We start from the raw sequence: 26,052 nt of genomic DNA, 5'->3' as shown, positions 1-26,052 counted from the left end.
ATCCTGCATTATAGGAAAGGAAGAAAATTGTAATGTCTTACAAATCTCTTCAATGGTTCACGGTTCTACTCCCTCCTTTATTAATCGGGGGATTCGAATATATCCGCCATACCTTCCTTCTCCCTTATATGTCGATGGAAACCGGAAATTTTTATATCACGCTGCTCTCCTTCCTTCTTTCCTTTATTTATGCATCATGGATGTTCCGAACCATCCGTCGGATCAACGAGCGTTTGGCAGAAGAGCAGGCGAGACGAGCTGTTTACGAAGAAAGGGAGCGTCTTGCCCGAGAACTGCATGACGGAATCGCACAGACACTCTTTTATTTGAATGTCAAACTCCAACAGGGAAAAATTGAAGAAGCGCGCAAGGCAGTATCCGAAATCGACAATCATGTACGTCACGCGATTTTCAATTTACGTTCCCAGCCGGAAAAAGGGGAATCTTTTTCCCTTCGTCTACAGCGCTTACTGACGCAGTGGAGCGATATCACCGGTCTCGAAGTCTCGCAGGAGATCCTATTGCCTGAAGATCATTTCAGTCCTGCAGAGGAAGTGCACGTTTTCGCGATTATTCAAGAAGCGTTGGCCAACATACGGAAACACGCGAACGCGCAACATGTGGAGATCCGATTGCATGGTATGAAAAACGGTGGCTGGCAATTATTGATTGCCGATGACGGACATGGATTGGATATCCAAACCATGGAGACAAAAAAATACGGCTTGTCGATCATGCGTGAACGTGCCGCCCAATTGGGGGCAACCTTCGATATTCACACCATTGCAACAGGCGGGACGGAACTCGTACTCACAGCCGGGAAAGGAGACTCTGTACATGAAGTCATATCGCGTTCTCGTGGCTGATGATCATCCGTTGGCGAGGGCTGCCATCAGCAGTCTCCTGGAAAATGATTCCTCGTTCCAATTGGTGGGTGAAGCCAAGGATGGACAAGAAGCGGTTCAACTCTGTCATCAATTGCAACCCGATGTTGTATTGATGGACATCAAGATGCCCCATATGAACGGTCTCGAAGCGACACGCCAGATCAAAAAAACGTATCCTCATATCCGCATCGTCATGTTAAGCGTGTCCGATGATGTAGGCGATCTCATTGCTGCCATTCAATTTGGAGCACAAGGATATCTATTAAAAAACCTGGAACCGGAAGTGTGGTTGACATATCTTCATGCTTTGCTCGGTGAAGACGAAAATGTCTCGCGCCAACTTGCCGGTCAACTGTTTCACCATTTCCATCAAGAAATCCGCATGGACGAACCGAGCCTTGATGTATTGACACCACGGGAACAGGAAATCCTTATGTACGTCGCAACCGGTGAAACAAACCGGCAAATCGCCGAACGATTGTTTATTTCCGAGAATACCGTCAAGAATCATATTAAAAATATTTTGGAAAAACTGTTGCTGGAAAACCGCGTGCAACTGGCCGCTTATGCAGCACGACACGGCTTAAGCGGAAAATAGCTCAGATGGGCCATTTCCCATGGTCCCTTTTTTTTATAGATTAAAAGTGCGTGTAACAACTTTTTAAACGTGTGACTTCTACGAGAAGCCAGGTGAAACACATGCAACGATTCGTCATGTGGTGGATCAGCATTTGCCTCTTTGTCTATATGGGCGCTTCAACCGCCTATGCGCATGCAAACCTTTTGGACTCGACCCCAAAGAATAACGAAGTGTTGCAGACATCGCCGAAAGAGATCACACTGAAATTCAGTGAACCGCTAGATCTTGAACTGGTAGATCTCCACTTGTATGACTGGCAAGCGCACACGATTCCGCTTCCCCGACCGCAATTGACACCGGGAGATGCGTCCCAGATGTATGTGAACATACCCTCTCTTAACGACGGAAGATACACTGCGGTATGGAACGTGGTATCGGAGGACGGACATCCGGTTAGCGGCTCGATTACATTTTCTGTGGGAAAAGTGACGACTGGCAACAGCGGAATTTCCTTTTCTCCATACGAGAGCTTGTTCCAAACGGTTCTCTTCATTCTGCGCTACTTTATAGAAGGGATACTGATGCTTGGCACAGGTCTCTTTTGGATATCCTGGTTGGCAAAACGACGCGGTTTTCCCTCCCTGTCGCAAATAACGGGGCGATGGCACACCATCGGGATCGCACTGTTCGCAGGCTTGATCACGGAATGGATCGCCTATTTTGCCACTCTGCCTGATCATGCTTTCATCAATGCAATGCGCGCTGGAGAATGGAAACTGATCTGGCAACCCCCATTCTCCCGTATGATCATCATACAATTACTTCTGGCCCTACTTCTTGCCCTTCCAAACATGGTGGAAGGCTGGTATTTGCTCTGCTGGACTTTACTCGCATGTACCCTTGCGATCGGCGGGCATGTTTGGGGAATTGAACCTGTTTGGTTGGCATTGGCGGTTCGTACCATTCACCTGTTGTCGATCTCCCTGTGGCTCGGTGGTCTGACGTACCTGCTCCTCAGTCTACAAGGAGGGCGTCTCATTACCGAAACGATCGACCTTGCTGCTTTTCGCCCATTCTTTGTGCGGATCGCCTTGGTTGCGTCCACCATGGTCGCACTCACTGGGATCGTTATGGTTTTCCTTCAGACTGGCTGGCGATCCCTTGTGCAAAATGGAAGCACATGGGGGAGCCTGCTGTTCTTGAAAATCGCCCTTTTTGTTCTCATGTTGATTCTCGCCTTGCGCCAGACGCTTCGTTGGCGAAAAACAGGCCAAACCATCTCCGGCCGTCTGCTGCTCTGGGAATGGGCGATCGGTGTCATGGTTATTTTGGCAGGTGTCTTGATGAGCCAAATCGACTATCCCCTGCCGCTCAAACATTATGCGAAAATGTTGCAAGCGGAAAATGGGCAAGCTTATGTTGAGATTTCCAATCTTTATGTCGGCAAGCAGAAAATGACCATTCATTTACAAACAGCCGATGGCAAAGAACCGCAAAAAGTGACAGTGGAAATGAATGTACCAGCACACAACATCGAGTTCGATCCGTCGCCCGCGCAAAAAATCGGGTCGGCTGAATATCAAGCGGACTTGCCGTTTACCATGGCCGGCACATGGGAATTTTCCATTGATGCCGAGTTTCGGGAAGGAACCCATGTGAGATGGAGCGACAAAGTATTTATACCTGGAGGAGAATAACCATGAAGATGAACGGTTTGAAAACACTCATCGTGGCAGGGACATTGATCGCATGTGCGGGCACTGCAAGCGCGCACGTGACCGTCTGGCCGAAAGAATCGACCACCTCTGCATACGAAAAATACACCGTCAGAGTCCCTGTTGAAAAAGATGTGAACACCACGAAAGTGCGTGTCGAGTTCCCGGCAGACATTAAAGTCAGTTCTGTAGAGCCCGTCCCCGGATGGAACTATACGTTCGAGAAAGATGCGGACGGACGCATCAAAGCGATCACATGGACGGCTACGGCTGGCGGGATCAAACCACACGAATTCATGGAATTCCCGTTTGTCGCAGCGAATCCGAAACAACCTGGCCAGATCGCATGGAAAGCCTATCAGACATATGCGGATGGCTCTGTTGTGGAATGGACGGGAGATCCGAGCTCAAAAACCCCTGCTTCTGTGACAACCATTAAACAAGGCACCGCTGAAGGGGACGGACACGATGAGAAGAGTCCAACGGATGCAAAGACAGAACCGGCACCCGAGAAAAACGTCTCGACCTCTGGTAGCAACACATGGTCGTATGTACTCTCCGGCGTTGCCATCCTGCTTTCCCTGATCAGCTTATTCCGGAGAAAAGCGTAGGTTGCATTGTTTCCCATACCATAGCTTTCGTCATCGGAAGATGAATGGTTTCTTGGGATATACCATCGATGAAGCGGTTGTAAACGTCACACAAGAAGAAAAACCAGCTTTTAAGTGTGATGTCTCGCTTTACAATAAGAGATGAGCGGAAGGTCGTTCCGAACCTCGGTTTAGAATTCCGATGCGGGACGACCTTCTTCTCACATAAGCACAAGAGATACCCCCATCCGAACACCAATTTCAAAGTCGATCAACGATAGTTCACAGACTCGTTCACATAGGTGAAAAGTGGTTCTCTCTCAAAGTGGATTCCGAATTAACCACGCGAATCAATCACAAGGTAATAACGACATTCTCCGTCTCCACAGTTGATAAAGCGATGCTCCACATGCACTTCAAAATACATAGAGTCCCCTTCGTGCAACTCATAGCTCGTCTCCCCTAACACAACCTGCAACTGTCCTCTTAAGACCGTTACATATTCTTTCACACCTTTTTTATGTGGAGGAAAAATTCCCGATTCTTTCCCTGGAGGAATCATATTTAAAATGAACTCAATCCCCCTCGAAGGAAATGACGGAGATAAAAGATAACGTTCAAAACCGGATCGTTCATCACGAAAGACGAGCCTCTGCTCCTTGCGAATGACGATCACTTCTTGTTTTTCTTCTTCTCCCAGTAGCTGTGACAGTGTCATGTCCAAACCTTCTGCTATCTGACACGCAACTTGAATGGTCGGGTTTTTTTCTTCCCGTTCAATCTGTGATAACATCGAACGGCTGACTCCCGAACGCTTCGAAAGTTCTTGCAACGAGAGTCCCATCGCTTTTCTGGCTTTTTTTACATTAAGACCGAAACTCACTCATAAAACCCCTTTACCGTTTGTCCACTATAGTGGAAAAATGATTGACGATTCATCAGTATGGTACTATGATGAACATAAATCCATTATAGTATATTCCTAGACAAAATCCTAACTCTGAGGAGTTGATCCTTCATGCGGGAAATCGGTATCGCTTTCCTTCCATTTCTTATGATCTTCCTGATGCTTTTTGTCTTTAAACAGTCTTCTGTGCGCTCGGGATTCGCTGCGTACGGAACTGCCGTTTTACTTGCGATTTTCGTGCCGACATTTCATTTGAGAACGGTGGAGATTTTCGATTCCAGTATTCATGGAATCCTCATTTCTTCCGTAGTCGCGTACGTGTTGTTTTTTGGCATCCTACTCTTTCATCTGATGAACGAAGCCGGATTGATTCGTACGATCGCTTCTTTCATATCTCATGCGACAGATGATCCTGTCCGCCAAGTGATTCTCCTGGTGGTTGCTTTCTCCCCTTTGGTAGAATCATCCAGTGGGTTCGGTATCGCAATCATTGTGATCGCACCGATCTTGATCGCACTCGGGTTTCCTCGTTATAAAGCCGCATTCTTATCACTGGTCAGTTTAAGTGCCGTTCCTTGGGGGGCACTGGCAACCGGAACAGTCATCGGTGCCAATCTGGGGAAGATTCCACTTCAGACATTGGGATCGGAGATTGCGCTCATGAGTGTTCCCACATTCTACTTATTCGCTTTCGCCTCTGTCCTCATAGCGGCTGGCTGGAAAGGTCTTGCACAAAGGTGGGGAGAATTGAGTGTCATTACAGGGATATTGGCGGCTTCCATATGGTTATTCAGCAAATATGTGAGTGTCGAACTCGCGGGAGTCTTGGCATCTATGGCAGCGATCGGAACAGAATTTTTATGGATCCGCATTTCAGCAAAACGAAAAGCGGGGAACGGACATGTTTTTTCCCAAGTATCGTGTTCAGAAGCTGAAAGTGAAATGAGCATCATCAAGGCGATGAGTCCTTACTTGTTCTTGACAGGGTTTCTATTTATCACGCGTTTGCTCCCCGGTGTTGAACAGATGTTTCAATCATCCCTGAAGATCGATCTGCCACGGTACTCATTTTCTTTGCCCTTGTTGTATTCGCCCGGCTTTGCTTTGTTGCTTACCTCTTTGTTTACAATCTGCCTCTTTCGCATGCGCATTGATGTCATAAAAAAGTCATGGCAGTCCACATGCAAACAGTGGATTCCTGTGACCTTGTCAACGATCAGCTTCGTTGCCATGTCAGATATCATGTCTTCATCCGGAATGAATGCGATACTTGCCCATGCGGCTGCGTCAACCTTAGGCCCCGCATTCATATTGTTCTCGCCGTTGATCGGCGGATTGGGCGGATTGCTTACCGGTAGCAACACGGGAGCAAACGCAATGTTTATTCAATTGCAGATCGAAGCGGCGCACCAATTGGGCATGTCTCCGCAATTATTGGCGGCAGCACAATGCACCAGCGCTTCTCACATGACAATGGCTTCTCCTTCACGCGTGTTATTGGGGGCCACCGTTTGCGAGATTCGTACAGAAGAAAACAAAATCTTACGCAATGTCTCTCTCATCGCTGTCAGTTCCCTGTTGGTCATCGTACTCGAAATGATCATTTATCCTTTGTTCAATGTCTGATAAAACTGATTCTCGTATGTTTTGATCGACATCTGATACTGATTTAAAAAACTCTGGTCAACACCATCCTTGACGGTATCTTCGAGAAACGCGCGAAATTTTTCAATTCCCCCTTGTTGAATCAGATTCTCAACTGCGAGGAAGTCCTCCCATTCCACGTTATAATGGGCTTGCAGGATTCCTTGCTCGTCAACGGTTAACGGCAACAGTTCACCTTGTTGTGCAACGAGTCGAATCTGTCTGTTCATAAGTGCAGTTTCCTGTTTTGCGGTACGAGGTTGAATGTTCTGCAGAGCGAGCATTCCATCATGCCAAGCGATCCCTTCATTCAACCAATCGGGAATATGATCGCCGATCCCTTTTTGATTGAGAACCACGTGTGTGAGCTCATGTGTTAAGACATTGGCGAGATCGCCGTTGGATTGCAACGCGTAAAGCGGAATCCAGACATCGGAACCAACGGTGATTCCCCCTGTCTTTTCGACGATGTGTTTCACCAAATCGTTTTGAATGCCCGCGTCTTCCAATGCTTTTGCATAAGCCGCTTTCGAAGAAAAAAGCACAACGTGGGACGGTTGAACAGGCGCTGATACATTTTCCCTCAAAATAGGAAGGGAGATGGTTTGGATCATGTGAGCAGCCGTTTGTACCTCTTTTTGGGAAACACCGGGATCCCCGGATGAAACTTGAATCGATTCCGACCCGGCCGTAACATGATTCCCCTGCCCTTCTTTGAACGGCAAGCGGCGGATATGCAAGCCGTGAAGAAGCCTTTGATCACCGACCTGCTGGCCGATTGCTTCCATCACTTGATCCAATTGTTGATTCAACGAATTTCCATCCAGATGATCCAACCCTAACATTTTCATGAGAGAGACAATCTTCTCTTCCAATGCGAGAAATCCCTGATTCCCATTCAGGTTTTGTTGCATCATGATCCATTGATTTTCCAGGGAAGCGATCGACTGTTTCGCGAGGGGTTCCAGAGGTTGCCGAAACACGAAAATTACAAGAATCATTGCCACCAGCAAGAATCGTATCATTCACCTTCCTCCTCTCCTTTTTAAATTGTAGTCACCCGGGCCTCAAACGGAGCCATCAGACGAGTGAATGGTGTCTTTGGGTGGGAGGAATGCTGACTCAATCATGGATCACTTCCCAATTGTGATCGACAGTAGCTTCGATCGTCCCGCGTTCCATGATATACTCCGCGATGAGTTCCACAACATCGACGGGAATATCGCGAACGATCGGTTTTCCTTTAAACATTCGATAATTCCCGCCTCCCCCCGCACGGTAGCTGTTCATGACGACGTCATATTCCTGTTCCATTTCGATCGGCTTTCCCTTGTAGTTCAGTAGAACCACCCGTTCCCCTAACGGACGGGAAATGTTAATTTTATATTCGATTCCTTCCCACATGTCGTAGTTGTAATGTTGCGGTTTCGGTGTCGTGAACTCGGGATTCATCTCAATTTTACCACCCGAATAAGCAGCGAAATAAGAGGCGCATTTTTCCAGAGCGGCCTTGATATCCTTCCCTTTGATACGAATGACCCTCAACGTGTTCGGGTACATGTAGTTCGTGACGATATCCCGCATCGAAATGTTCTCCGAAAATCCCGGGGACGCATTATCAAATAATGCAGTAGCGGAAATATCCACATGCGCATATTCCATTTGCACTTTATTAAAGAATTCGATGACTGCATGATCTCTCAAACGTACGAGCATCGGATCATGGATTCGCATATCCCCGCGTACTTTACCGATCGGTTTGTCAAGCCATAACTGTGTCTTTTCTTCATAAGGTTGAACCATGTGTACGATATGGGGGTCAGGAACAACATGTTTGACGGAAAGAAGTTCGGAATCCTTTCTAACGATTTGCCAGCCGTCCGGTTGCTTACGCAACTCCACGGTTACCTTTCCAATCATTCTCCCTTGACTGCTTGGTTGGACAACGGTAACTCCATGGATCGATTTCCCTGCTATCGAACGATGCTGATGGCCGGTTAACAACACATCGATGCCTTCTACTTCTTGGCATAATTGATACGCTTGATTTTCTCCCGTCAATTCTTCGATAGGCTCTCCCGTTTCAAGATCCCTTTCAAATCCGCCATGGTATGAAACGATCACTACATCTACTCTTTCTTTCTCACGCAAGAGCTTGACCCATCGTTTGGCCGCTTCAACGGCATCAAGAAAATCCATTCCCTCGATATGACGAGGATGTTCCCAAATAGGGATATATTGTGTCGTCAATCCGAGAACGCCTACTTTGAGGTCACCGGGGAAATGTTTAACAAGATACGGTTTACCGAAAAAAGGTTCGCCCGTTCCTTTTTTGACGACATTGGCGGATAGCCAAGGGAAGTTCGATTCTCGAATCGCTTTTCCGAGCACGTCGAGTCCATAATTAAAATCATGATTCCCCAAAACGGCAGCGTCGTACGCGAGTTCGTTCAGAACCAGCACCATCGGGTTATGCGGTTGTTGATCGATACGAGCATGGTAATAAGTGAGCGGTGTTCCTTGTATCAAATCGCCGTTGTCGATCACGATCATGTATGGATTCTTGTGTCGTTCCTTTTGAAGAAGCGTCGCTATTTTCGCCAATCCGACATCCATCGGCTTGTTATTCGCGTAATTGAGTGGAAGTATATTGCCGTGCACATCGCTCGTCTCCAAAATAGTCAGTACGAAACGGTTATCCGCAGACACTTTACCATTCTCCTCCACATGTCAGTTTGCATTCAATATAGCAAGAGTAGACCGGTAAAACAATTCATTGTTCATTGAAAATCGGTTGGCTCGTGTGTGTACGCTTTGAAATCTGCAATGACAAGTTTGCAGAAGGCCAAAAGAAAAAGGCCTCTTTATCTGGGAGGAGGCCTACATATGTCATCACTTCGTAATGGGGTGTATCACATGATTGCGGAGTAAATATACGGGTTTGTTTGTTTCTTTAATTTTTGCAACAGCGAAAGGGTAGGTAATGATCATCGGGACGAAAGTGCCCGGTTCAGGAGATTTTGTACTTGCCTCAACATAGATGGCATGTTTTGTTTCGTACATACGATCGATGGTAACCGAATATCCTCCTGTCGGTTTTTCGCCGGCTGTAACCACCACGTAACGGAATCCTCTTTCCGAAACGCTGTAAATGCCTGCTTCTTTCTTATGTGCTTCTATGAGTGACTGCACAGATGCCGGGAGATCTTGTTCTACCTTCTCAAAGGAAATCTCTCTCGCCATTTGCGGCATGCGCATGAGCACATGATCGAGGATGACTGCCGCCTGCCCGCGGGTCAAACGATGATTGGGATAAAAACGGGTTCCGTCTCCTCCCATGATCCCGGTATGATACACATATGCGATTGCATCGTTGTAAGCATCCCCGTTTTCCAGATCTTGAAACGAAGGTTTCAATTGACCGGCAATGCCTGTATTCAATTGTGTGAGTTCGGCGACCCATTTTGCCGCCTCCGCGCGTGTTAACTCTTCTTCTTTGTTAAAAAGGGCCTCGGGAGGTTCCTGACCTGTGACTTTGAGAAGTAGATCGACAAATTCCCCTCGTTTTATAGTTTCATCCGGTCCGTGTCCCGTGATTGCATCCCAGATGCCTGATTGACAAAGTTCTTGTGCCGACATGTAGCTATAATGATGCACCCATACGTCATCCCGTACAACTTCCTTCTGTTGAGAGATCACAGGGTCCGCTTGACCGTTAGCATAAGCGTTCTGAACCATAAATACAGTCGCTCCGAAAACCAATAAAAGAGTTGAATGTTTCATGAATGAAGCACCTCCCAAAAGTGAAAATCCATATGTTTCCTGACTTAGAATACTGAATTTTTTACAAAATGACAAGAGAGACAACCCACTTGATTTGCCGAGAATTTTTGGGGATGATAAAAGAGGATGTTTGTCCATCAACCGCCAGGGAGGTTACATGCATGAGAAAAATCTTTTTAGCCGCATTACTGATTGTCGTCTCAACGACTTTCACCGGCTGTGGCGGAAACATGACAAGTGTTGGCGATCATTCTCAAATGATGCACCATTCGTCTCATTGACAGGGAAGATGTATATGAAAAAGCGCCGTCCCTTTGTAAGAGATTGTTTAAAGGTGTACGGCGCACGCTCATGAATCATGAATCGAAAACAAAGCGATGAATGGCTGTGGCTACCCCATCAAGGTCATTTCTTTCTGTAACAAAATCTGCCGCTTCTTTTACGGGTTCTGTCGCCCAGCCCATGGCCACACCGATCCCCGCAAAACGAAGCATGGGTATGTCGTTTGAACTATCGCCAAGCGCCATGACTTCCTCTCGCTTCACGCCCAGATTCTCACATACCCAGGAAAGTCCTGTCGCTTTATTGGCATCCGGATGAATGATCATCATTTCAGGAATCCCGTCGCGATATAACAACGTATGAATACGATACTCAGGCGTTTCTTTCGGGAGTAGTTCCAGCAACCGATTGATCTCCCTCTCTCCTTTAACAAAAAGCTGTGTCGGTGCTTCGTTCAACTGATCCGCAAGTCCGGGAACCTCAATATCCACTTTCGGACGAATGCGTGAACGCCAATCTTCCCGTACGAAGTTAAAATAATTTTTCTCAGGGACACTGCACATCACCATAATGTCTTCTTGCTCGGCTATCTTCAGGATCGTTTTCGCGGTTTCCAGCGGAATGGTCCAAGTTTTCACACATTGCCCCATGTGATTATAGATTTTCGTTCCCGAACCGCATACAGCGAAACTATTTAGATGAAGCTTACGATAAAACTGGCTGGTAGAATACCAGCCGCGTGCGGTCGCAAGCACTACATGGATTCCACGTTCCATCGCTTTCTTAACAGCCGTGTGGTTGGCCACGGAGATCGTCAGGTTGTTGCCGAGCAACGTATCATCTAAATCGATGGCGATCAAGCGAATCAAACATAACACCTCTGTCCCATATAAGTGTCTCCTTAAGGTTCGACCCAATATCCTTCTTTCTGAACACGCTCTTCTAATTGCAGCAAAGCCTTTTTGATATCCGTTCTTGTTCCCGCGTAACCTACAAGATCTCCATTCTTTCCAATTACGCGATGGCAAGGAATGATAATAGGCAACGGGTTCGCGCGGTTTGCTTGTCCGATGGCACGCGGCGCCTTTGGTTTTCCGATTGCTGCCGCGATCTCCGCGTAGCTGCGGGTCTCACCGTAAGGAATCGTGCACAATGCCTTCCATACTCGCTTGCGGAATTCCGTCCCTTCAATGGATAAGGAGAGGTTAAATTGGCGGCGTTTTCCTTTGAAGTATTCGTCCAGTTGGCGTATCGCTTCCCTGCATAACGCGGGATCCCTCGGTACATCCCCGAGTTCTGCGTGATATTCCTGCCATTCCTCGTCTGACATCGCCACTTTCCGCACTCCTTGTTCATCTGCGATCACGCGAATCAAACCGATCTCTGATTCCAGTTCATCATAACCGATTTTCATGGTAAAACCTGCCTCTTGTGAAAATGATACTTTAATTCTAGCACACCGATTTACTCTCGCAAAAACTTCTTCCTTCCGGTTGAAACACCAAAAACCCCCTTGCACAAGGGGGATCCATTTTTGTTCAAGAGAATATGTTCAAATCGTAGATCAATCGTGAACAACCACTTTCGTGTTCTCGGGAATATTATCATAGATCCATTTCGCGTCAAGAACAGGGAGACGGAAACAACCATGTGATGCCTTTTTCCCCAGTTTCTCCGCTTCGTCGACCTTTATATTCCCTTTTTCATCCGTGACAACGGAGTGAAAGAGGAAGACGCCATGATCTTTCCATGAAGTCCAGTATTCAGCCCCTTCCTTATAGTTAGGCGCATAAAAAGAAATACCTTTTTCCTTTTGCGTATAAAAAGTTCCCCTTGGTGTCGTATTGTCCGGAATATCATCGAGCCCCGATGACGTGAGCATGGTGTATATGGTTTTATCGCCATCTTTAATGTAAACCCTCTGTTGCGTGAGGTTTACATCAATCCACAGATTCATCCCTTTATGCAACACGGGATAAGGCCCATCTGTCGGGCCCATATAATGCGTTTTTCTGATTTGCTCAAGCAATTGCTCGTTTGTCAGCATACTTGCATGTTCAGGGCCCGATGTCGGTACCCCTTTATCATGAGCTGTCTTCGTTCCGTTCGATGTATCCGTAGAATTTTTGGTGGTAGATGTCTCACTGTGTTCATTCGATTTCGCAACTGTTTCCGCGAAACCCGACGATACCTTCTCCGTGGCAGTAGAGATCACATTACAACCCGTCAATCCGAGTATCACCGGAACGAACGCGGCAATACTCATCCATTTCCAAGTCCGTAGCAAACAAATTCCTCCTATTGTCCTTCCCCCATCAAGTGAAATGAAACTCACTCACTTCTTGTTACTAGTATAATCGACCTGAAAATCATCGTCCACCACAAATAGGAAGACTCTATGCAAGGCAGAGGCTCGATGTGTAAAAAAACGTCCCCAATAAGGAGACGTTTTCGTTTCTATCCAATCAGTTGCTCCAACTCATCCAGAAGTTGTTTAAATTTCCCCAGAGCGTCACGAATGGGCTGCGGCGTTGTCATATCCACACCCGCTTTTTTGAGCAGGTTGATCGAATAATCTGAGCTTCCCGCTTTAAGAAAACCGAGATAGCGTTCAACAGCGGGTTGCCCTTCTTCGAGAATCTGTGTGGCCAATGAAGTAGCCGCCGAGAACCCGGTAGCGTATTTGTAGACATAAAACGCGTTATAAAAATGTGGGATTCTCGCCCATTCTATCTCGATATTTTCATCCAACACGAGTTCGGGACCGTAATATTTCTCGTTTAATTCTCGATATATTGCACAGAGTTGTTCCGGCGTTAACGCTTCGCCCGCCTCTACCTTCTCGTGAGTGATTTTCTCAAATTCGGCGAACATCGTTTGTCTGAAAACCGTACCGCGGAATTGTTCCAAATAATGATTCAGAAGATACAGCTTCTCTCTTGGATCCGTCGTCTTTTTCAACATGTAATCAATCAAGAGGGATTCATTCACCGTCGATGCCACTTCTGCGACGAAAATCGTATAATCCGCATACGTAAACGGCTGATTCTTGTTGGTATAATAGGAATGGATGGCATGCCCCATTTCATGTGCCAGCGTGAACGCATTGTCCAACGTTTCCTGGTAGTTCAACAACACATAAGGGTGGACATCATACGCTCCCCATGAGTACGCACCGCTTCTCTTCCCTTGGTTTTCATAGACGTCGATCCACTTCGATGAAAATCCTTCCTTCAGAATCTTGATGTACTCTTCTCCCAAAGGTTTGAGTCCTTCCGCAACAAGCTCTTTTGCTTTCTCATAAGGGACTTTAATATCTACTTCTTGCACGATCGGTACATACAGATCATAAAAATGCAAGTCGTCAATCCCCAACACTTTCTTGCGCAAGGATACATATCGATACATTAAGGGTAAATGTTCGTGTATGGTTGCAATCAGGTTGTCATAAACTTCGGTCGGGATGTTATCGACATCAAGCGATGCCTCTAACGCCGAATTATATTTGCGGACACGAGCGTAGAAGACATCTTTCTTGACGCTCGCATGGAACAATGCGGCAAGCGTATTCTTATGTTTCCGGTAAGAACTGTAAAGTGCGTTGTACGCATCTTTTCTTACACGGCGATCACGGCTTTCAAGAAAATGGATAAAATTCCCCTTTGTCAATTCTACCTCTTGTCCATTTTCATCACGGATGGTGGGGAACGTGATGTCCGCATTGTTTAACATTCCGAACACGGTTTGCGGACCATGCGCGATCTCACCCGCTTGGGCGAGAATCTGTTCTTCCGCCGGGGACAGGAAATGTTCTCGTTGTCGCGTGATCTCTTCCAATTGAAAACGATAGAGCTCAAGACCTTCTTCTTCATTGATGAAACGATTCAAAGTTTCCGCATCAAGAGAGAGGATCTCCGGAACGATATAAGAAGAAGCTTCCGATGCCGTGACACTCAAACTGCTCGAACGATCACTTAGTGCTTGGTAATGCGGATTGGCCGTGTCCTCATCTCTTCTCATATGTGCATAGACATACAGCTTTTGAACGATGCGGTGAATGTCATCCTGAAGTTGCAAAACTTCCAGCAAACGCTTGCCGGAAGATCCCAGTGTGCCTTTATACGTGCGAATCTTCTCAATCCATTCTTTCGCTTGACGGGCGTCTTCTTCCCAAACCTGATCGTTTGGATACATGTCTTCTAATGCCCATTTATATTCATCTGCGATTTCACTTCGTTTCGGTAGCGTACGAGTTGTCTGTTCAGCCAATTGAGATTCACTCCTTTGTTTTTATACTCTCTACTAATATATACCATTCGGCAAAAGATTAGCCTTTCCTCTTTTTCGGGTCTTTTAAACAAAAATAACCCCTCTCCTGTATGAGAGAGGGATCTGACGATCATGATGTATAAAGTTTTCGATTGATGAAAAGCGTGCTCAGGATCCTGGTGGGAAAGCAGAAATCTTCAGGCATTCAATGCAGCCTTTTTTCATCTTGATATCTTCTACTTTAAGGCAATCCGCCTTCACTTCTTCGATTCTCAAGTGTCTGAAAAAGACATCGTCGATATGAACGGTGTCCGTATGTCCGTTGACCAATTCCGCCAGCTTACAACGCAATTCATCGTCGAGGCATAATTCTATACGGAACTTTTTGATCCTAGTTTTGTGTGACACGTTTGTGTTCCCCTTTCCACATTGTCATTACACTGCACAGATTACGCGGAAAGAGTGTAAGCGGTCACCCATAGACGAGCCCAATTTTTCAAGGGAACTGGCGAAGCTCTCTGCAATGAGAATTCGAAGCATTAGTGGCTATCCAATATAAGCGTTACCGGCCCGTCATTGACGATTTCCACTTCCATCATCGCTCCAAAAATGCCCGTTTCCACACGACAACCGTACGAGCGCATCTTCTCATTCAATTGTGTGTATAACTCCTTTGCCTGTTCCGGTTTGGCGGCTGCCATAAAATTAGGCCTCTTCCCTTTTCGACAATCCCCGTATAAGGTGAATTGGGATACGGAGAGAATAGACCCGCCCACATCCAAAAGAGAATGGTTCATTTTCCCGTTTTCATCTTCAAATATACGTAAACCTACGACTTTCTCAGCTAGCCAGTTCACATCATCCATGGTGTCGTCGTGAGTGACTCCGACGAGCAAGACGACACCATGACCGATTTCACCGACCACATTTCCTTCGACAAGCACGCGCCCAGATTTTGCACGCTGTACAACGATGCGCATGCGCGATTCCTCCGTTCTATTGCATGATCCGTCGAACCGTGTAAATATCCTTGATCCGTTTGATCTTCTCCACAACCGAATGAAGATGGTCTACGTTTCGTATATTGATAGAGAAATGCATAACCGCCATTCTTCGTTTATCTGTTCGTCCGGTCATTGCTGTGATATCGGTTTTCGTTTCGGCGATCACATTCATCACTTCGTTCATCAAGCCACGCCGGTCAAGCCCGGTGACCTCGATATCCACGTTATAGCAGTTCTCGGGGCTGGATTCCCATAGGACTTCAAGGAAGCGATTTTCCCCATCTTTCTTGGCGTTTATGATGTTCGGGCAGTCCGTGCGATGGATGGAAACGCCGCGGCCGCGTGTCACATACCCGATGATTTCATCTCCAGGAACAGGATTGCAGCATCGCGAAAAACGTATGAGAAGATTATCCACACCTTTAACCCGAACACCTACATCATGTTGTCTGCGAGGTTTACGGATCGGTTCTTTGATCTCGGGTAACGGCGGGACTTCCGTCGGCGGAGCCTCTTTACGCAATTTATCCAGCAGACGGGTAACGACCTGCTGCGCGGAAACAGCCCCGTAACCGATGGCCGCGATCAGATCTTCTTCCTTCGTAAAATTGAATTTCGCGGCAATATCCATGAGATACTTGTCCGACATGTACAGGGCCGGATCAAGGTTATTTTTGCGGAACTCGTTCGTTAGTATCTCTTTGCCTTTAACAATGTTTTCTTCACGCTTTTCCTTTTTAAACCATTGGCGGATCTTGCTTTTCGCCTGCGAGGATTTGACGATTTTTAACCAATCGCGGCTCGGGCCGAACGTATGCTTCGACGTGAGGATCTCGACGATGTCACCTGTGTGCAATTTATAATCAAGCGGAACGATTTTGCCGTTAATCTTTGCACCAATACAGCGGTTTCCGATATCTGTATGGATACGATAAGCAAAATCGATCGGAACGGAACCCGCAGGCAGGGAGATCACGTCCCCTTTCGGCGTAAACACGAAGACTTCGTCGGAAAACAGATCGATTTTTAATGTTTCCATGAATTCTTGTGCGTCTTTAAAATCCTGTTGCCACTCAAGAATTTCACGGAACCACGCCAATTTCTGCAAGAACGCCGTATCGTTCGAACTGGCACTTTTTCCTTCTTTGTAAAGCCAATGGGCGGCGATCCCGTATTCCGCCGTACGATGCATTTCCCAAGTACGGATCTGAATCTCCAAAGGTTGACCGTGCGGGCCCACAACCGTCGTGTGCAAACTCTGATACATATTCGCCTTGGGCATGGCGATATAATCCTTGAAACGTCCGGGCATGGGCTTCCAAAGGGTATGCACGATCCCCAGGATTGCATAACAGTCCTTTATATTATCCACGATCACACGTACAGCCAAAAGGTCATAGATTTCATTAAATTGTTTATTTTGATTGACCATTTTGCGGTAAATGCTGTAAATATGCTTGGGGCGTCCCGACAAATCCGCTTTGATATTAAGATCTTTAAATTTGCTCTTTAACGTTTCGATGACCTCAGTCACATAGCTTTCCCGCTCTCGCCGCTTTTTCGCCATCAAATTGACGATACGATAATATTGCTGAGGGTTCAGATAACGGAGCGCGGTATCTTCCAACTCCCATTTGATCGTAGAAATCCCTAAGCGATGCGCGAGAGGCGCAAAGATTTCCAGAGTCTCACGCGCGATACGCGCCTGTTTTTCCGGTGGAAGATGCTTGAGAGTCCGCATATTGTGCAAACGGTCAGCCAATTTAATGAGAATGACGCGGATATCTTTGGCCATTGCCAAAAACATTTTCCGCAGATTCTCCGCTTGCTGCTGTTCTTTCGACATGTATTTGATGCGCCCGAGTTTGGTTACGCCGTCGACCAACGCCCCGACTTCAGGACCGAATTCTTTGACCAGGTCTTCATCTGATACCTCCGTGTCCTCAACGACGTCATGCAAGAGAGCGGCTGCGAGCGTCACTCCATCCAACTCCATCCCCGCCAAGATCTCAGCGACCGCAACCGGATGATTGATATAAGGTTCTCCCGATTTGCGCACTTGTCCTTGATGGGCTTTATAAGCATACTCGTAAGCACGTTTTACAAGTACGACATCATCCGGTGAACCGTATTCCGCTACCTTTTGACTCAGGCGCTCGACTCCCACCACGGCCACCTTCTTTTCATCCGACTCAGGCTTAGTACTGGACAAGCGAGAGGACATCATAGCCGCTCAACTTCTCCCGTCCGTTTAAATAAGTGAGCTCGATTAAAAATGCGACTCCCACAACAATTCCCCCTAATTTTTCAACGAGTTTGATAGCAGTGAGAGTAGTTCCTCCGGTTGCCAGAAGATCATCGGCAATGACCACTCGCTGACCGGGACGGATGGCGTCTTTGTGCATCTCTAAGATATCTTTTCCATATTCCAGTTCATATCCCATCGAAACCGTTTCTGCGGGCAATTTGCCCTTTTTGCGCACGGGCACGAATCCTTTTCCCAACGCGTATGCGAGTGGTGCGGCAATGACAAAACCGCGCGCTTCCGGACCGACGATCACGTCGGCTTGCCGCCCACGGACATAATCGGCCAACTCGTCGATCGCATGGTGAAAAGAACCGGCATCTTGCAATAATGTCGTGATATCTTTAAAACGGATTCCCTTTTCCGGAAAATCAGGAATGACACGAATTTTTTCCTTAAGGTTCATGATACGAAATCCTCCCTATATCTAAGACAAAACTCCTGCAGCCATGCCAACATTTCTTCCCGAGAAGCATGACCAATGACTTCAATCACACGTTTTCTTCTTTCCGTACGGATCAAGCGTTCACGATAGCTCTTTGCTTCCGTCAACGACCGTTTTTCAGCATCCTTTACCACATAATACGTGTTCTTGTGGTTATAAGCAAATCCCAGTTCGATGAAGACTTGCATCATCCATTCAAGATGTTCCGCATACGTGCGGTGAATCGCGCTTAACAGTTCTTCCTTCGTCGCTTTCTCCAACCGTTTAAGAGTACGAAACACATGGGCAAACGCATCGCGGTCAGGTATCCAGTCATTCGCTTCACGCAACGCTTGTTGATATTCCTTCTCCCCTTGCAGCATATAAAGACGCACACCGTTATGCAGATGGCTTACAAACGCCTGGAATTGCTCCAAACTATAAGGCAAATCATACACAACCACATCCGCCGGATGACCCTCGGGCGCCCCTTCTATCGTTCCATTTTCATTCACTCTCACAATGAGGGATGGAACCTGCTCTTCCCAAGGATACAAGCAGAATGTTCGTTTCGCCTCATGGTAAGCCGCTTCCGAAAAACATGCCAGCAACAAGGGTCGCTTTCTCTGCATTTGCTCGACCCATTGCACCCGATCTTTCCGATCACGCAAGTCAAACACTTGTACGCTGCTTGGTCGCCAATCATGGACGATCAGCTGTAAGCGCTTCTGCCCATTCCATTCGTTAATCGCAAGTTCTCCAACGACATCGAGCTGGGAACATTCTTTCACTTGTTCCACTTCTGTTCCGCGCTGAAAAGCAACGCAACCGATCTGTGCAACTCCCTGACCCAACGTCATTTGAAGATGCTCTTGCTCTTTGCCCACAGCCCTGTAACCTCGTAAATCGAGCGCTTGCATGAGAAAACGAGGGCTCGGATTTCCGAAGCCGAAAGGGCCTAAAGCGGCAATCTGTTCGACGAGCGATATATCGATGTCCGGGAGGTTTATCTGCGCGTCAATCGACAGTTGTGGAATCAGATCTTCTTCAGTAAGCCATTCTTGCGCGAGCGCTTGGAGACGATTACGTAACAAGGGAATTTTTTCTTCTCGAACCGAAAATCCGGCCGCCATCTTGTGACCGCCGTAATGTTCCAAAAGATCTTCGCAGGCATGCAACGCTTCATACAAGTGAAAGCCTTGAATGCTTCTCGCGGAACCTTTCCCCATTCCGTCCGTCACAGAGATCATCAAAACGGGACGATAGTATCTCTCCACCAAACGGGAGGCGACGATCCCGATCACTCCCGCGTTCCAATGACCGCTCGCGAGGACAAGAATACGAGCTTCCAACCATTCGGGATGCGCTTCCACTTCTTGAACCGCTTCCTCAAAAATCACGTCGCCGATCTCCCTGCGTTCACGGTTTTGTTCCTCAAGAAACAATGCTAATTCCTTGGCACGCAGGGGATCTTCCGTAATCAACAGTTCAACCGCATTCGTAGCGGAGTCTAGACGTCCTGCCGCATTGATTCGCGGACCGAGGGAAAATCCGATGTGTCCGGCGGTGAGCTTTCTACCCGCCAGCCCTGATACGTCGATCAACGCTTGAATTCCCGCCCGTGGATGTTGGTTCAACTGCTCCAAACCGAATACGGTAAGCAGACGGTTCTCATCGTCGAGCGGCGCGAGGTCTGCAACCGTTCCGATCGCTGCTAACTCGAAGTACTCTTCAGGCACTCTGTCAAAAAGAGCATGAACTAATTTAAACACCACCCCAACCCCTGCCAACATTTTGTCAGGATACGGACATCCGGGCTGTTTGGGATTTAAAATCGCGTAAGCTTCCGGCAATTGTTCAGGTGGTGTATGATGGTCCGTGATAATCAGATCCAGCCCGATTTCACTTGCGATACGAACCTCATCGTTAGCGGATATCCCGTTATCTACGGTAATCACAAGGGAAAACCCCTGATCCTTTGCCATACGGATCGCCGCTTCATTCAGTCCGTATCCTTCAGCAAAACGGTCGGGAATATAATATTCCACATGAGCTCCAAGTTCCTTGAGTGCAAGGTAAAGCATACTGGTCGCTGTTGCACCGTCCGCGTCATAATCACCGTACACCATAATGTGCTCACGTTCTTTAATCGCACGACGGATGCGCTCGACCGCTTTACCCATATCCTTCATTATGAAAGGATCATAGAATGCATGTTTGTCCGGATAAAGAAAACGCTGAGCCTCTTCAACCGTTACCTTGTTCCGTTGCACAAGCAGACGCCCCACTGCGACGGGGACGCCGAGCTCTTCCGCCAAGGCTTGTGAACGAGTCTCGTCGGCATCTTTCATGACCCAGCGCATGTTTCTCTTCTCTTGCATTTGTGAAAAGGTCCTTCCATCATTGAATAATTTTTATTATATAGATTTCGTTATCGTGTCGCAATATGTCGTTTTCCGTCCGAAAAATAGAGCACAATGGGGTTAAAAAATGCCGTTGAATTTGCATTCAACGGCTTGCTCTTCACACACTATGCTTTTAATCCTCGTTTTCTCCAGCTTACCCAAATCTGTGAAGCAATGAAGATGGAAGACCACGCACCAAAAACCAGTCCAATCAAGAGGGCAAACGAGAAATTACGAATCGAGGGGCCCCCAAGGATATACAGAAGTCCAGCTGAAATTACGACGGTTACCACCGTGTTGATTGAACGCCTCATCGTTTGCCATAATGAATCGTTCACAAGGTCTTCCAGATCCTTAACCGTTTTGATCTTGCGATGTTTCAGATTCTCGCGGATGCGGTCGAATATCACGATCGTATCATGGATCGAGTACCCCACGATGGTTAATAATGCCGCGATAAACGTCAAGTCGATTTCCACCTGCAAGAGTGCGAACACCGAGACGACAAACAAGACCACCTGCAAAAGCGAGATCACGCCCGAAATGGCAAAACGATATTCAAAGCGAATCGACATATAGAGGATAATCCCAACGGCAGCGGCAAGCACCGCATAAACCGCTTTCTGGGAAAGCTCCTTCGCGACAATCGGGTCAACAGAAGTAACTTGCAGACCCTTTGCCTGCGGGAACTTTTCTTTTATCACTTTATTGATCTCCGCCTCTTGTTGCGGCGTAATCTTCTCGGCTAACCGCACCACAGCCGTATCTCCTGTAGCACCGGCAACCGTGACGCGATCCGGTTGCAAGTGAATCGATGCAAATGCGTTACGAACCGCTTGTGTGTCAAACCCGCTTCCGAGTTCGACTTGCACCCTTGTACCCGCTTTAAAATCGGTTCCCAAATTCAAGCCCATCACGAACATGGCAATGATGCCCGCCAAGGAAATCAAGAGGGAGAGAGAGAACCAAATTCTGCGTCTGCGCACAATATCGAAGCGCTTCACTTGGCATCTCCTCCTTTCAGGCGATCCGCTCCAAACCACCAAGGATTTTTAATCAGATTCGAACGGACGACCAGCATCAACATCCAGCGGGAAAGCAACACGGCGGTCAGGAAGCTGGCGAGAATTGAAATCACTTCTGCGACTGCGAAACCACGTACTTGTCCGGAACCGAACCAGAACAAAAGAGCCGCTGCAATCAACGATGTGATGTTCGCATCGATAATGGTAGGTAACGAGCGTTTTTGACCCATGATCACAGACGATAACAAAGTCTTTCCATTCGCGAATTCGTCTTTGATTCGCTCATACGCAATGATGTTCACATCGACTGCAATACCCACACCAAGAATCAATGCGGCTAGACCGGGCAATGTCAAAACGATACCCAATCCCTTGAAGACCGCTATGATTAAATAAACATACATGAGCAACGCGATGTTCGCCACGAGCCCAGGAATGCGGTAGAAAACCAGCATGAAAATAAAAATGAGCGCGAAGGCGATATAACCGGCCTTTAATGTATCTTTCAAGGCTGCTTGACCGAGCGTCGCCCCTACAGCCATCGAGGAAAGTTCTTTAATCGGGTAAGGCAATGCACCCGCATTCAGCAGATTGGCTAATGTCTGCGCATCTTTTAACGTTTTCTCGCCGGTGATTTGCGCCTGACCTCCCCCGATGACCTGCTGGATAACAGGATTGGAAATCAATTGATTATCCAGCCAGATTCCTACCGGCTGTCCTAAGTACTTTTGTGTGACATTCGCAAAAGCTTGGGGATCTTTAAATTCCACCGTTACGACTGGAGCACCTGTTTGTTGATCCAACACCGCTTTTGCATTCGATTTCAGATCTTTACCTGTAAGTAAGACTGTTTTTCCATCCGGTGCACGAAACTCCAATTTCGCCGGCTTACCGATGATTTCTTTGGCTTCCTGTTGATCTTTCACACCGGCCAACTGAACACGAATGCGATCATTCCCCTCTATACTGATATCCGGCTCTTTCACGCCGAGAGCGTTGACACGGTTTTCAATCGCATTGCGTGTAGCCAATACACCTTCTCTAGTTACGGGTTGGTCTTTGGTAGGTTGAACCTGATAAAGCACGTCAAAACCCCCTTGCAAATCAAGACCAAGGGGAATGCCTGTCCACAACTTCTTCGCAGTTGTACCCGCTAATGCAAAGAAGAGGACCAAAACGAGCAGTAACGAGATGATCTTGCTCCACTTAACCATATTTCTCCTCCTTGCATACTCCAATGCGTCAAGTATACGATTAACATGTAATCATCGTCAATGGAGCGGATAAAACAGGAAAAAGAGCCCTACATGATACAGGCTCCATCGCTCATGAATTTTGTCTCAAAAATTTACCGTTTATACACCGACATCAAGGCCCAATCCATAAAAGCGTTCACACGTAATGATAAAATATCATCGACGATCTTATAGAGAGGCGGCATTCCTTTCTTGTAACGGGACGATACACATTCCCATATTTCTTGTCCTGTGATGTTTTTATACCCGAAAAAGGAGAACTCTTCTGCCTTGGAATGACAAAGTTCCTCGATCATCAATGAGAGTTCATCGGCGGAAAGTAAGGATTTTGCAGATGATTCTTCTGTTTTTTGACTCTCAACGAATTCATTCGTATCATCTGATGAACCGATGGTCACTTTGTCATCTGAACCGTTCATCCTTATGTTCCTCCCCAATGCCATTGATCCTTTCATCAAAAATTCGCCCCGAGCTCATAAAATCCTTCTTCTCTTACGGAGAGGGACTAACTCTCCCCCTGTCCGCATATTCTCTAGTGAGTCTGTATCTGGGGGAATTCATCTTGAGTAAACAATCGTTTCTCAAAGGAGCGCTCGTCCTCATCGTCGCGAGCCTGATCACGCGCTTCCTTGGAGTCATCATGCAAGTGTATACTTCACGTTTGATGCAGGCTGAAGGTGTCGGTCTATTCCGCTTGGTTTGGCCCATCTTGTCACTGCTCATTACGCTGTCTTCCGTCGGTTTTCCTATCGCCATCTCCAAAGTCGTCGCGGAAGCATTGGCCGTTCATGACCAGCGCCGTGTCAAACGTATCATGAAATTTTCCTTTATAACAGTGACCCTGCTTTCCTGCATGATTACGGCAATCTTTATCTACATGGCTCCTTGGTTATCAGCTCACGAGAATAACGACCCTCGAACATACTATCCAATGATCGCCATGGCGCCCGCCATCCCGATCATTACAATCGCTTGGGTCATACACGGATATTTCCAGGGGATACAAAATCAAACGCCTCGGGCTGTCTCCTCCATCTTGGAAACGATCGCTCGGGTTGCTGTAGGCATTCCGATGATCTACATTTTGTTGCCGTATGGTCTTGGTTATGCTGCAGCAGGATCAATGATCGGAGTCGTTGCCGGAGAATTGGTTGGATTTCTCTATCTCGGATATTTATATCTCAATAAATATCGAATCACAAAAATCACCCAAGTACCGTTAAAAACAGAACGGTTTGTCCGTACGCTTTATTCTCTTGGAGAAATCGCACTGCCTATCACGTTTCAACGGATCTTATCATCGATCGCATTTGCTTTGGAGCCGATGATCGTGATGAATGCGTTGCAAGCGGCCGGAATTTTGAAACAAACGGCAACCGCTCAGTATGGTGCACTTGGGATGGCGATCACTCTGTTTGTATGGCCTACGGTTATCACATGGTCACTGGAAACGACGATCATTCCGGCCGTTTCGGAAGCGATCGCCGTCAAAGCGTACCATCTCGTGCAAAGGAGACTGTATCAAGCGATCCGCGTCACAATCTTGATCGGGCTTCCCGCAAGCGTCATATTTTCCCTGTTGGCTAAAGATTTGGCCATCACGATTTACAACGAACCGATGGCCGGCCCTCTTTTGGCCATTTTGGCGCCATTCGGTATCTTTCTTTACTTGCATGGACCTTTATCCGGTGTTCTGAAAGGGTTAAATCGTGCAGGATTACAAACAACTATCAGCCTGATCGGCTCCGCCATCAAGCTGACATTGATCTACTTTCTCGCATCCCGTCCCGATCTGGGAATTCGTGGTGTCGCCATCTCACTGTGTCTAACGTACATGGTCATCACATTCTTTTACGGAGCGACAGTCGCCAAATATGTCGGTATTACAATTCATTTACATGATACGCTAAAAATCGCTTTCTCAGCAAGCATCATGGCTCTCATCGTGATTCAGACGAAAATGGCGCTCACACATTGGTCGCAGCCTGCTATGATCAGCATCGCGATCCTTCTGTCCTCCAGCGTTTATTGCATACTTTTGCTTTTGTTCCGCATCGTGTCGTTGCGTTCGATTGAACGGATTCCCAAGATTGGGCCCGTCTTGTCCCTATGTCTACGCTGGATACCGTTCATTCGTTATTAACCATCCTCTTTTTGATCGACATACAATTGTCCCTGGTTATCCACACAACAATAGAAAATTTCTTTAAAATCTTCATACCCAAATTTTTTTAATTCGTACTTCAGCCAGTACCGTGTCTTCCCGATCTTTTCGATATTCTTATCGATCGGTTGTCCATCAATAATTAACGGAAGCGGCAAACCGGTACGGGGAACTGTCAAGTTCAAGTCTCCAGCCGTAAGCGGCCGCTTCTGTGCTTTCGGAAACACCGACAATTTACCCGATGTTTCGAGAATCGCGAATTCCACATCTGCCACGTTGGCGATATTTTTCTCGCGCAGTTGAGTCATTAAGTCACTCATGGAATACCGAGTGCGCCTCATTTCCGCATCGTTGATTTTCCCGTTCGCAATTAAAACAGTCGGTTGCCCTTCAACAAGATTTCGCAATCGTTGGCTCTTCAACGTGATATAAGAAACGAGGATCTGTAAGGAGACCAAAGCGGCAATAATCAACATCCCGCGTGATAACGGAGCGGAAGGATCTTCGAGGGCTACAGCAGAAACTTCCGCAATCATGATGGAGACAACCAAATCAAAAATAGATAATTTTCCGATCTCGCGTTTTCCCATCAAACGCATGGCGATCAGAACATATAAGTAGACGAGAATGGTTCGCAAGAGTAATCCGATAACCATTAGCGCTCCTCCTGTACCCAATGTCCAAACCTAGGATACGTCAATTGTGTCTGGGTCATGTGCTACACGTTTTTCCATTCTGTTACTTCTAATCGTTTTTCCCCACACATAACGCTTGTTTACCGCGAATATACATGTAGCGAACCTGACGGGAAG

23 protein-coding genes are annotated in these 26,052 nt (G+C 47.0%); 6 read left to right on the top strand and 17 right to left on the bottom strand.

The window, feature by feature from the left end; translation table 11 throughout:
* Nucleotides 1-32: 32 nt before the first annotated feature.
* The 4 genes from DNHGIG_RS14435 (at nucleotide 33) to DNHGIG_RS14420 (ending at nucleotide 3,793) form a co-directional block, all read left to right on the top strand.
* Nucleotides 33-866, top strand: a complete 834-nt coding sequence (locus tag DNHGIG_RS14435; protein WP_282200254.1) for a sensor histidine kinase — start codon at nucleotides 33-35, stop codon at nucleotides 864-866.
* A complete protein-coding gene (locus DNHGIG_RS14430) occupies nucleotides 838-1,485 on the top strand; it encodes a response regulator (protein ID WP_282200253.1) in 648 nt (215 codons plus the stop codon). The genes DNHGIG_RS14435 and DNHGIG_RS14430 overlap by 29 nt, the downstream gene beginning before the upstream one ends.
* 101 nt (nucleotides 1,486-1,586) lie before the next feature.
* Nucleotides 1,587-3,164 (top strand): copper resistance CopC/CopD family protein, encoded by a 1,578-nt coding sequence (locus DNHGIG_RS14425; protein ID WP_282200252.1) that lies wholly within the window; start codon nucleotides 1,587-1,589, stop codon nucleotides 3,162-3,164.
* Nucleotides 3,165-3,166: 2 nt separating this feature from the next.
* Entirely contained in the window at nucleotides 3,167-3,793 is a 627-nt protein-coding gene (locus DNHGIG_RS14420) for a YcnI family copper-binding membrane protein (RefSeq protein WP_282200251.1), read from the top strand.
* Between the two features lie 316 nt (nucleotides 3,794-4,109).
* On the opposite strand, the gene DNHGIG_RS14415 is transcribed toward DNHGIG_RS14420, so the two are convergent.
* Nucleotides 4,110-4,655, bottom strand: a complete 546-nt coding sequence (locus tag DNHGIG_RS14415; protein WP_282200250.1) for a helix-turn-helix domain-containing protein — start codon at nucleotides 4,653-4,655, stop codon at nucleotides 4,110-4,112.
* A gap of 135 nt (nucleotides 4,656-4,790) precedes the next feature.
* Between DNHGIG_RS14415 and DNHGIG_RS14410 the strand changes: the two genes are divergently transcribed.
* Nucleotides 4,791-6,305, top strand: a complete 1,515-nt coding sequence (locus DNHGIG_RS14410) for an L-lactate permease (protein WP_282200249.1) — start codon at nucleotides 4,791-4,793, stop codon at nucleotides 6,303-6,305.
* On the opposite strand, the gene DNHGIG_RS14405 is transcribed toward DNHGIG_RS14410, so the two are convergent.
* The 15 genes from DNHGIG_RS14405 to DNHGIG_RS14335 all read right to left on the bottom strand — a co-directional run bounded on the left by DNHGIG_RS14405 (nucleotide 6,284) and on the right by DNHGIG_RS14335 (nucleotide 23,495).
* On the bottom strand, nucleotides 6,284-7,348 hold the full coding sequence (locus tag DNHGIG_RS14405) for a hypothetical protein (RefSeq protein WP_282200248.1): 1,065 nt from the start codon (nucleotides 7,346-7,348) through the stop codon (nucleotides 6,284-6,286). The genes DNHGIG_RS14410 and DNHGIG_RS14405 overlap by 22 nt on opposite strands.
* A gap of 97 nt (nucleotides 7,349-7,445) precedes the next feature.
* Nucleotides 7,446-9,032: a bifunctional metallophosphatase/5'-nucleotidase gene (locus DNHGIG_RS14400; protein ID WP_282200247.1), complete on the bottom strand. Its 1,587-nt coding sequence runs from the start codon at nucleotides 9,030-9,032 to the stop codon at nucleotides 7,446-7,448.
* Between the two features lie 183 nt (nucleotides 9,033-9,215).
* On the bottom strand, nucleotides 9,216-10,106 hold the full coding sequence (locus DNHGIG_RS14395) for a protease complex subunit PrcB family protein (protein WP_282200246.1): 891 nt from the start codon (nucleotides 10,104-10,106) through the stop codon (nucleotides 9,216-9,218).
* Between the two features lie 356 nt (nucleotides 10,107-10,462).
* Nucleotides 10,463-11,257, bottom strand: a complete 795-nt coding sequence (locus tag DNHGIG_RS14390; protein ID WP_282200245.1) for an HAD family hydrolase — start codon at nucleotides 11,255-11,257, stop codon at nucleotides 10,463-10,465.
* A 32-nt stretch (nucleotides 11,258-11,289) separates the two neighbouring features.
* A complete protein-coding gene (locus tag DNHGIG_RS14385; protein WP_282200244.1) occupies nucleotides 11,290-11,802 on the bottom strand; it encodes a methylated-DNA--[protein]-cysteine S-methyltransferase in 513 nt (170 codons plus the stop codon).
* Nucleotides 11,803-11,952: 150 nt separating this feature from the next.
* Nucleotides 11,953-12,675: a L,D-transpeptidase gene (locus DNHGIG_RS14380; protein ID WP_282200243.1), complete on the bottom strand. Its 723-nt coding sequence runs from the start codon at nucleotides 12,673-12,675 to the stop codon at nucleotides 11,953-11,955.
* A 170-nt stretch (nucleotides 12,676-12,845) separates the two neighbouring features.
* Nucleotides 12,846-14,657: an oligoendopeptidase F gene (gene pepF, locus DNHGIG_RS14375; RefSeq protein ID WP_282200242.1), complete on the bottom strand. Its 1,812-nt coding sequence runs from the start codon at nucleotides 14,655-14,657 to the stop codon at nucleotides 12,846-12,848.
* Nucleotides 14,658-14,825: 168 nt separating this feature from the next.
* The gene (locus DNHGIG_RS14370) at nucleotides 14,826-15,065 is read right to left on the bottom strand and encodes a hypothetical protein (RefSeq protein ID WP_282200241.1); all 240 of its coding nucleotides are present in this window, start codon (nucleotides 15,063-15,065) and stop codon (nucleotides 14,826-14,828) included.
* Nucleotides 15,066-15,196: 131 nt separating this feature from the next.
* Nucleotides 15,197-15,637, bottom strand: coding sequence for a D-aminoacyl-tRNA deacylase (dtd, locus tag DNHGIG_RS14365; RefSeq protein ID WP_282200240.1), 441 nt, complete (start codon nucleotides 15,635-15,637; stop codon nucleotides 15,197-15,199).
* A 16-nt stretch (nucleotides 15,638-15,653) separates the two neighbouring features.
* Entirely contained in the window at nucleotides 15,654-17,888 is a 2,235-nt protein-coding gene (locus tag DNHGIG_RS14360) for a RelA/SpoT family protein (protein WP_282200239.1), read from the bottom strand.
* Nucleotides 17,860-18,372: an adenine phosphoribosyltransferase gene (locus DNHGIG_RS14355; protein WP_282200238.1), complete on the bottom strand. Its 513-nt coding sequence runs from the start codon at nucleotides 18,370-18,372 to the stop codon at nucleotides 17,860-17,862. Before DNHGIG_RS14355 ends, DNHGIG_RS14360 begins: the two co-directional genes overlap by 29 nt.
* The gene (recJ, locus tag DNHGIG_RS14350; protein ID WP_282200237.1) at nucleotides 18,369-20,753 is read right to left on the bottom strand and encodes a single-stranded-DNA-specific exonuclease RecJ; all 2,385 of its coding nucleotides are present in this window, start codon (nucleotides 20,751-20,753) and stop codon (nucleotides 18,369-18,371) included. The genes DNHGIG_RS14355 and recJ overlap by 4 nt, the downstream gene beginning before the upstream one ends.
* A gap of 167 nt (nucleotides 20,754-20,920) precedes the next feature.
* Nucleotides 20,921-21,799, bottom strand: coding sequence for a protein translocase subunit SecF (gene secF / locus DNHGIG_RS14345; protein WP_282200236.1), 879 nt, complete (start codon nucleotides 21,797-21,799; stop codon nucleotides 20,921-20,923).
* Nucleotides 21,796-23,034, bottom strand: a complete 1,239-nt coding sequence (gene secD, locus DNHGIG_RS14340) for a protein translocase subunit SecD (protein ID WP_282200235.1) — start codon at nucleotides 23,032-23,034, stop codon at nucleotides 21,796-21,798. Before secD ends, secF begins: the two co-directional genes overlap by 4 nt.
* A 134-nt stretch (nucleotides 23,035-23,168) precedes the next feature.
* On the bottom strand, nucleotides 23,169-23,495 hold the full coding sequence (locus tag DNHGIG_RS14335) for a post-transcriptional regulator (protein WP_282200234.1): 327 nt from the start codon (nucleotides 23,493-23,495) through the stop codon (nucleotides 23,169-23,171).
* 143 nt (nucleotides 23,496-23,638) lie between these two features.
* Between DNHGIG_RS14335 and spoVB the strand changes: the two genes are divergently transcribed.
* On the top strand, nucleotides 23,639-25,219 hold the full coding sequence (gene spoVB / locus DNHGIG_RS14330; protein WP_282200233.1) for a stage V sporulation protein B: 1,581 nt from the start codon (nucleotides 23,639-23,641) through the stop codon (nucleotides 25,217-25,219).
* Here spoVB and DNHGIG_RS14325 read toward each other — a convergent pair.
* Entirely contained in the window at nucleotides 25,216-25,896 is a 681-nt protein-coding gene (locus DNHGIG_RS14325) for a DUF421 domain-containing protein (RefSeq protein WP_282200232.1), read from the bottom strand. The two genes, spoVB and DNHGIG_RS14325, sit on opposite strands and share 4 nt — an antisense overlap.
* Between the last annotated feature and the right edge of the window lie 156 nt (nucleotides 25,897-26,052).

The organism is Collibacillus ludicampi (assembly GCF_023705585.1).
In the GTDB taxonomy this organism is placed as follows: Bacteria; Bacillota; Bacilli; order Tumebacillales; family BOQE01; genus Collibacillus; species Collibacillus ludicampi.
The sequence above is the reverse complement of the archived record's forward strand: the minus strand, read 5'-3'. Positions and strand labels throughout refer to the sequence as shown.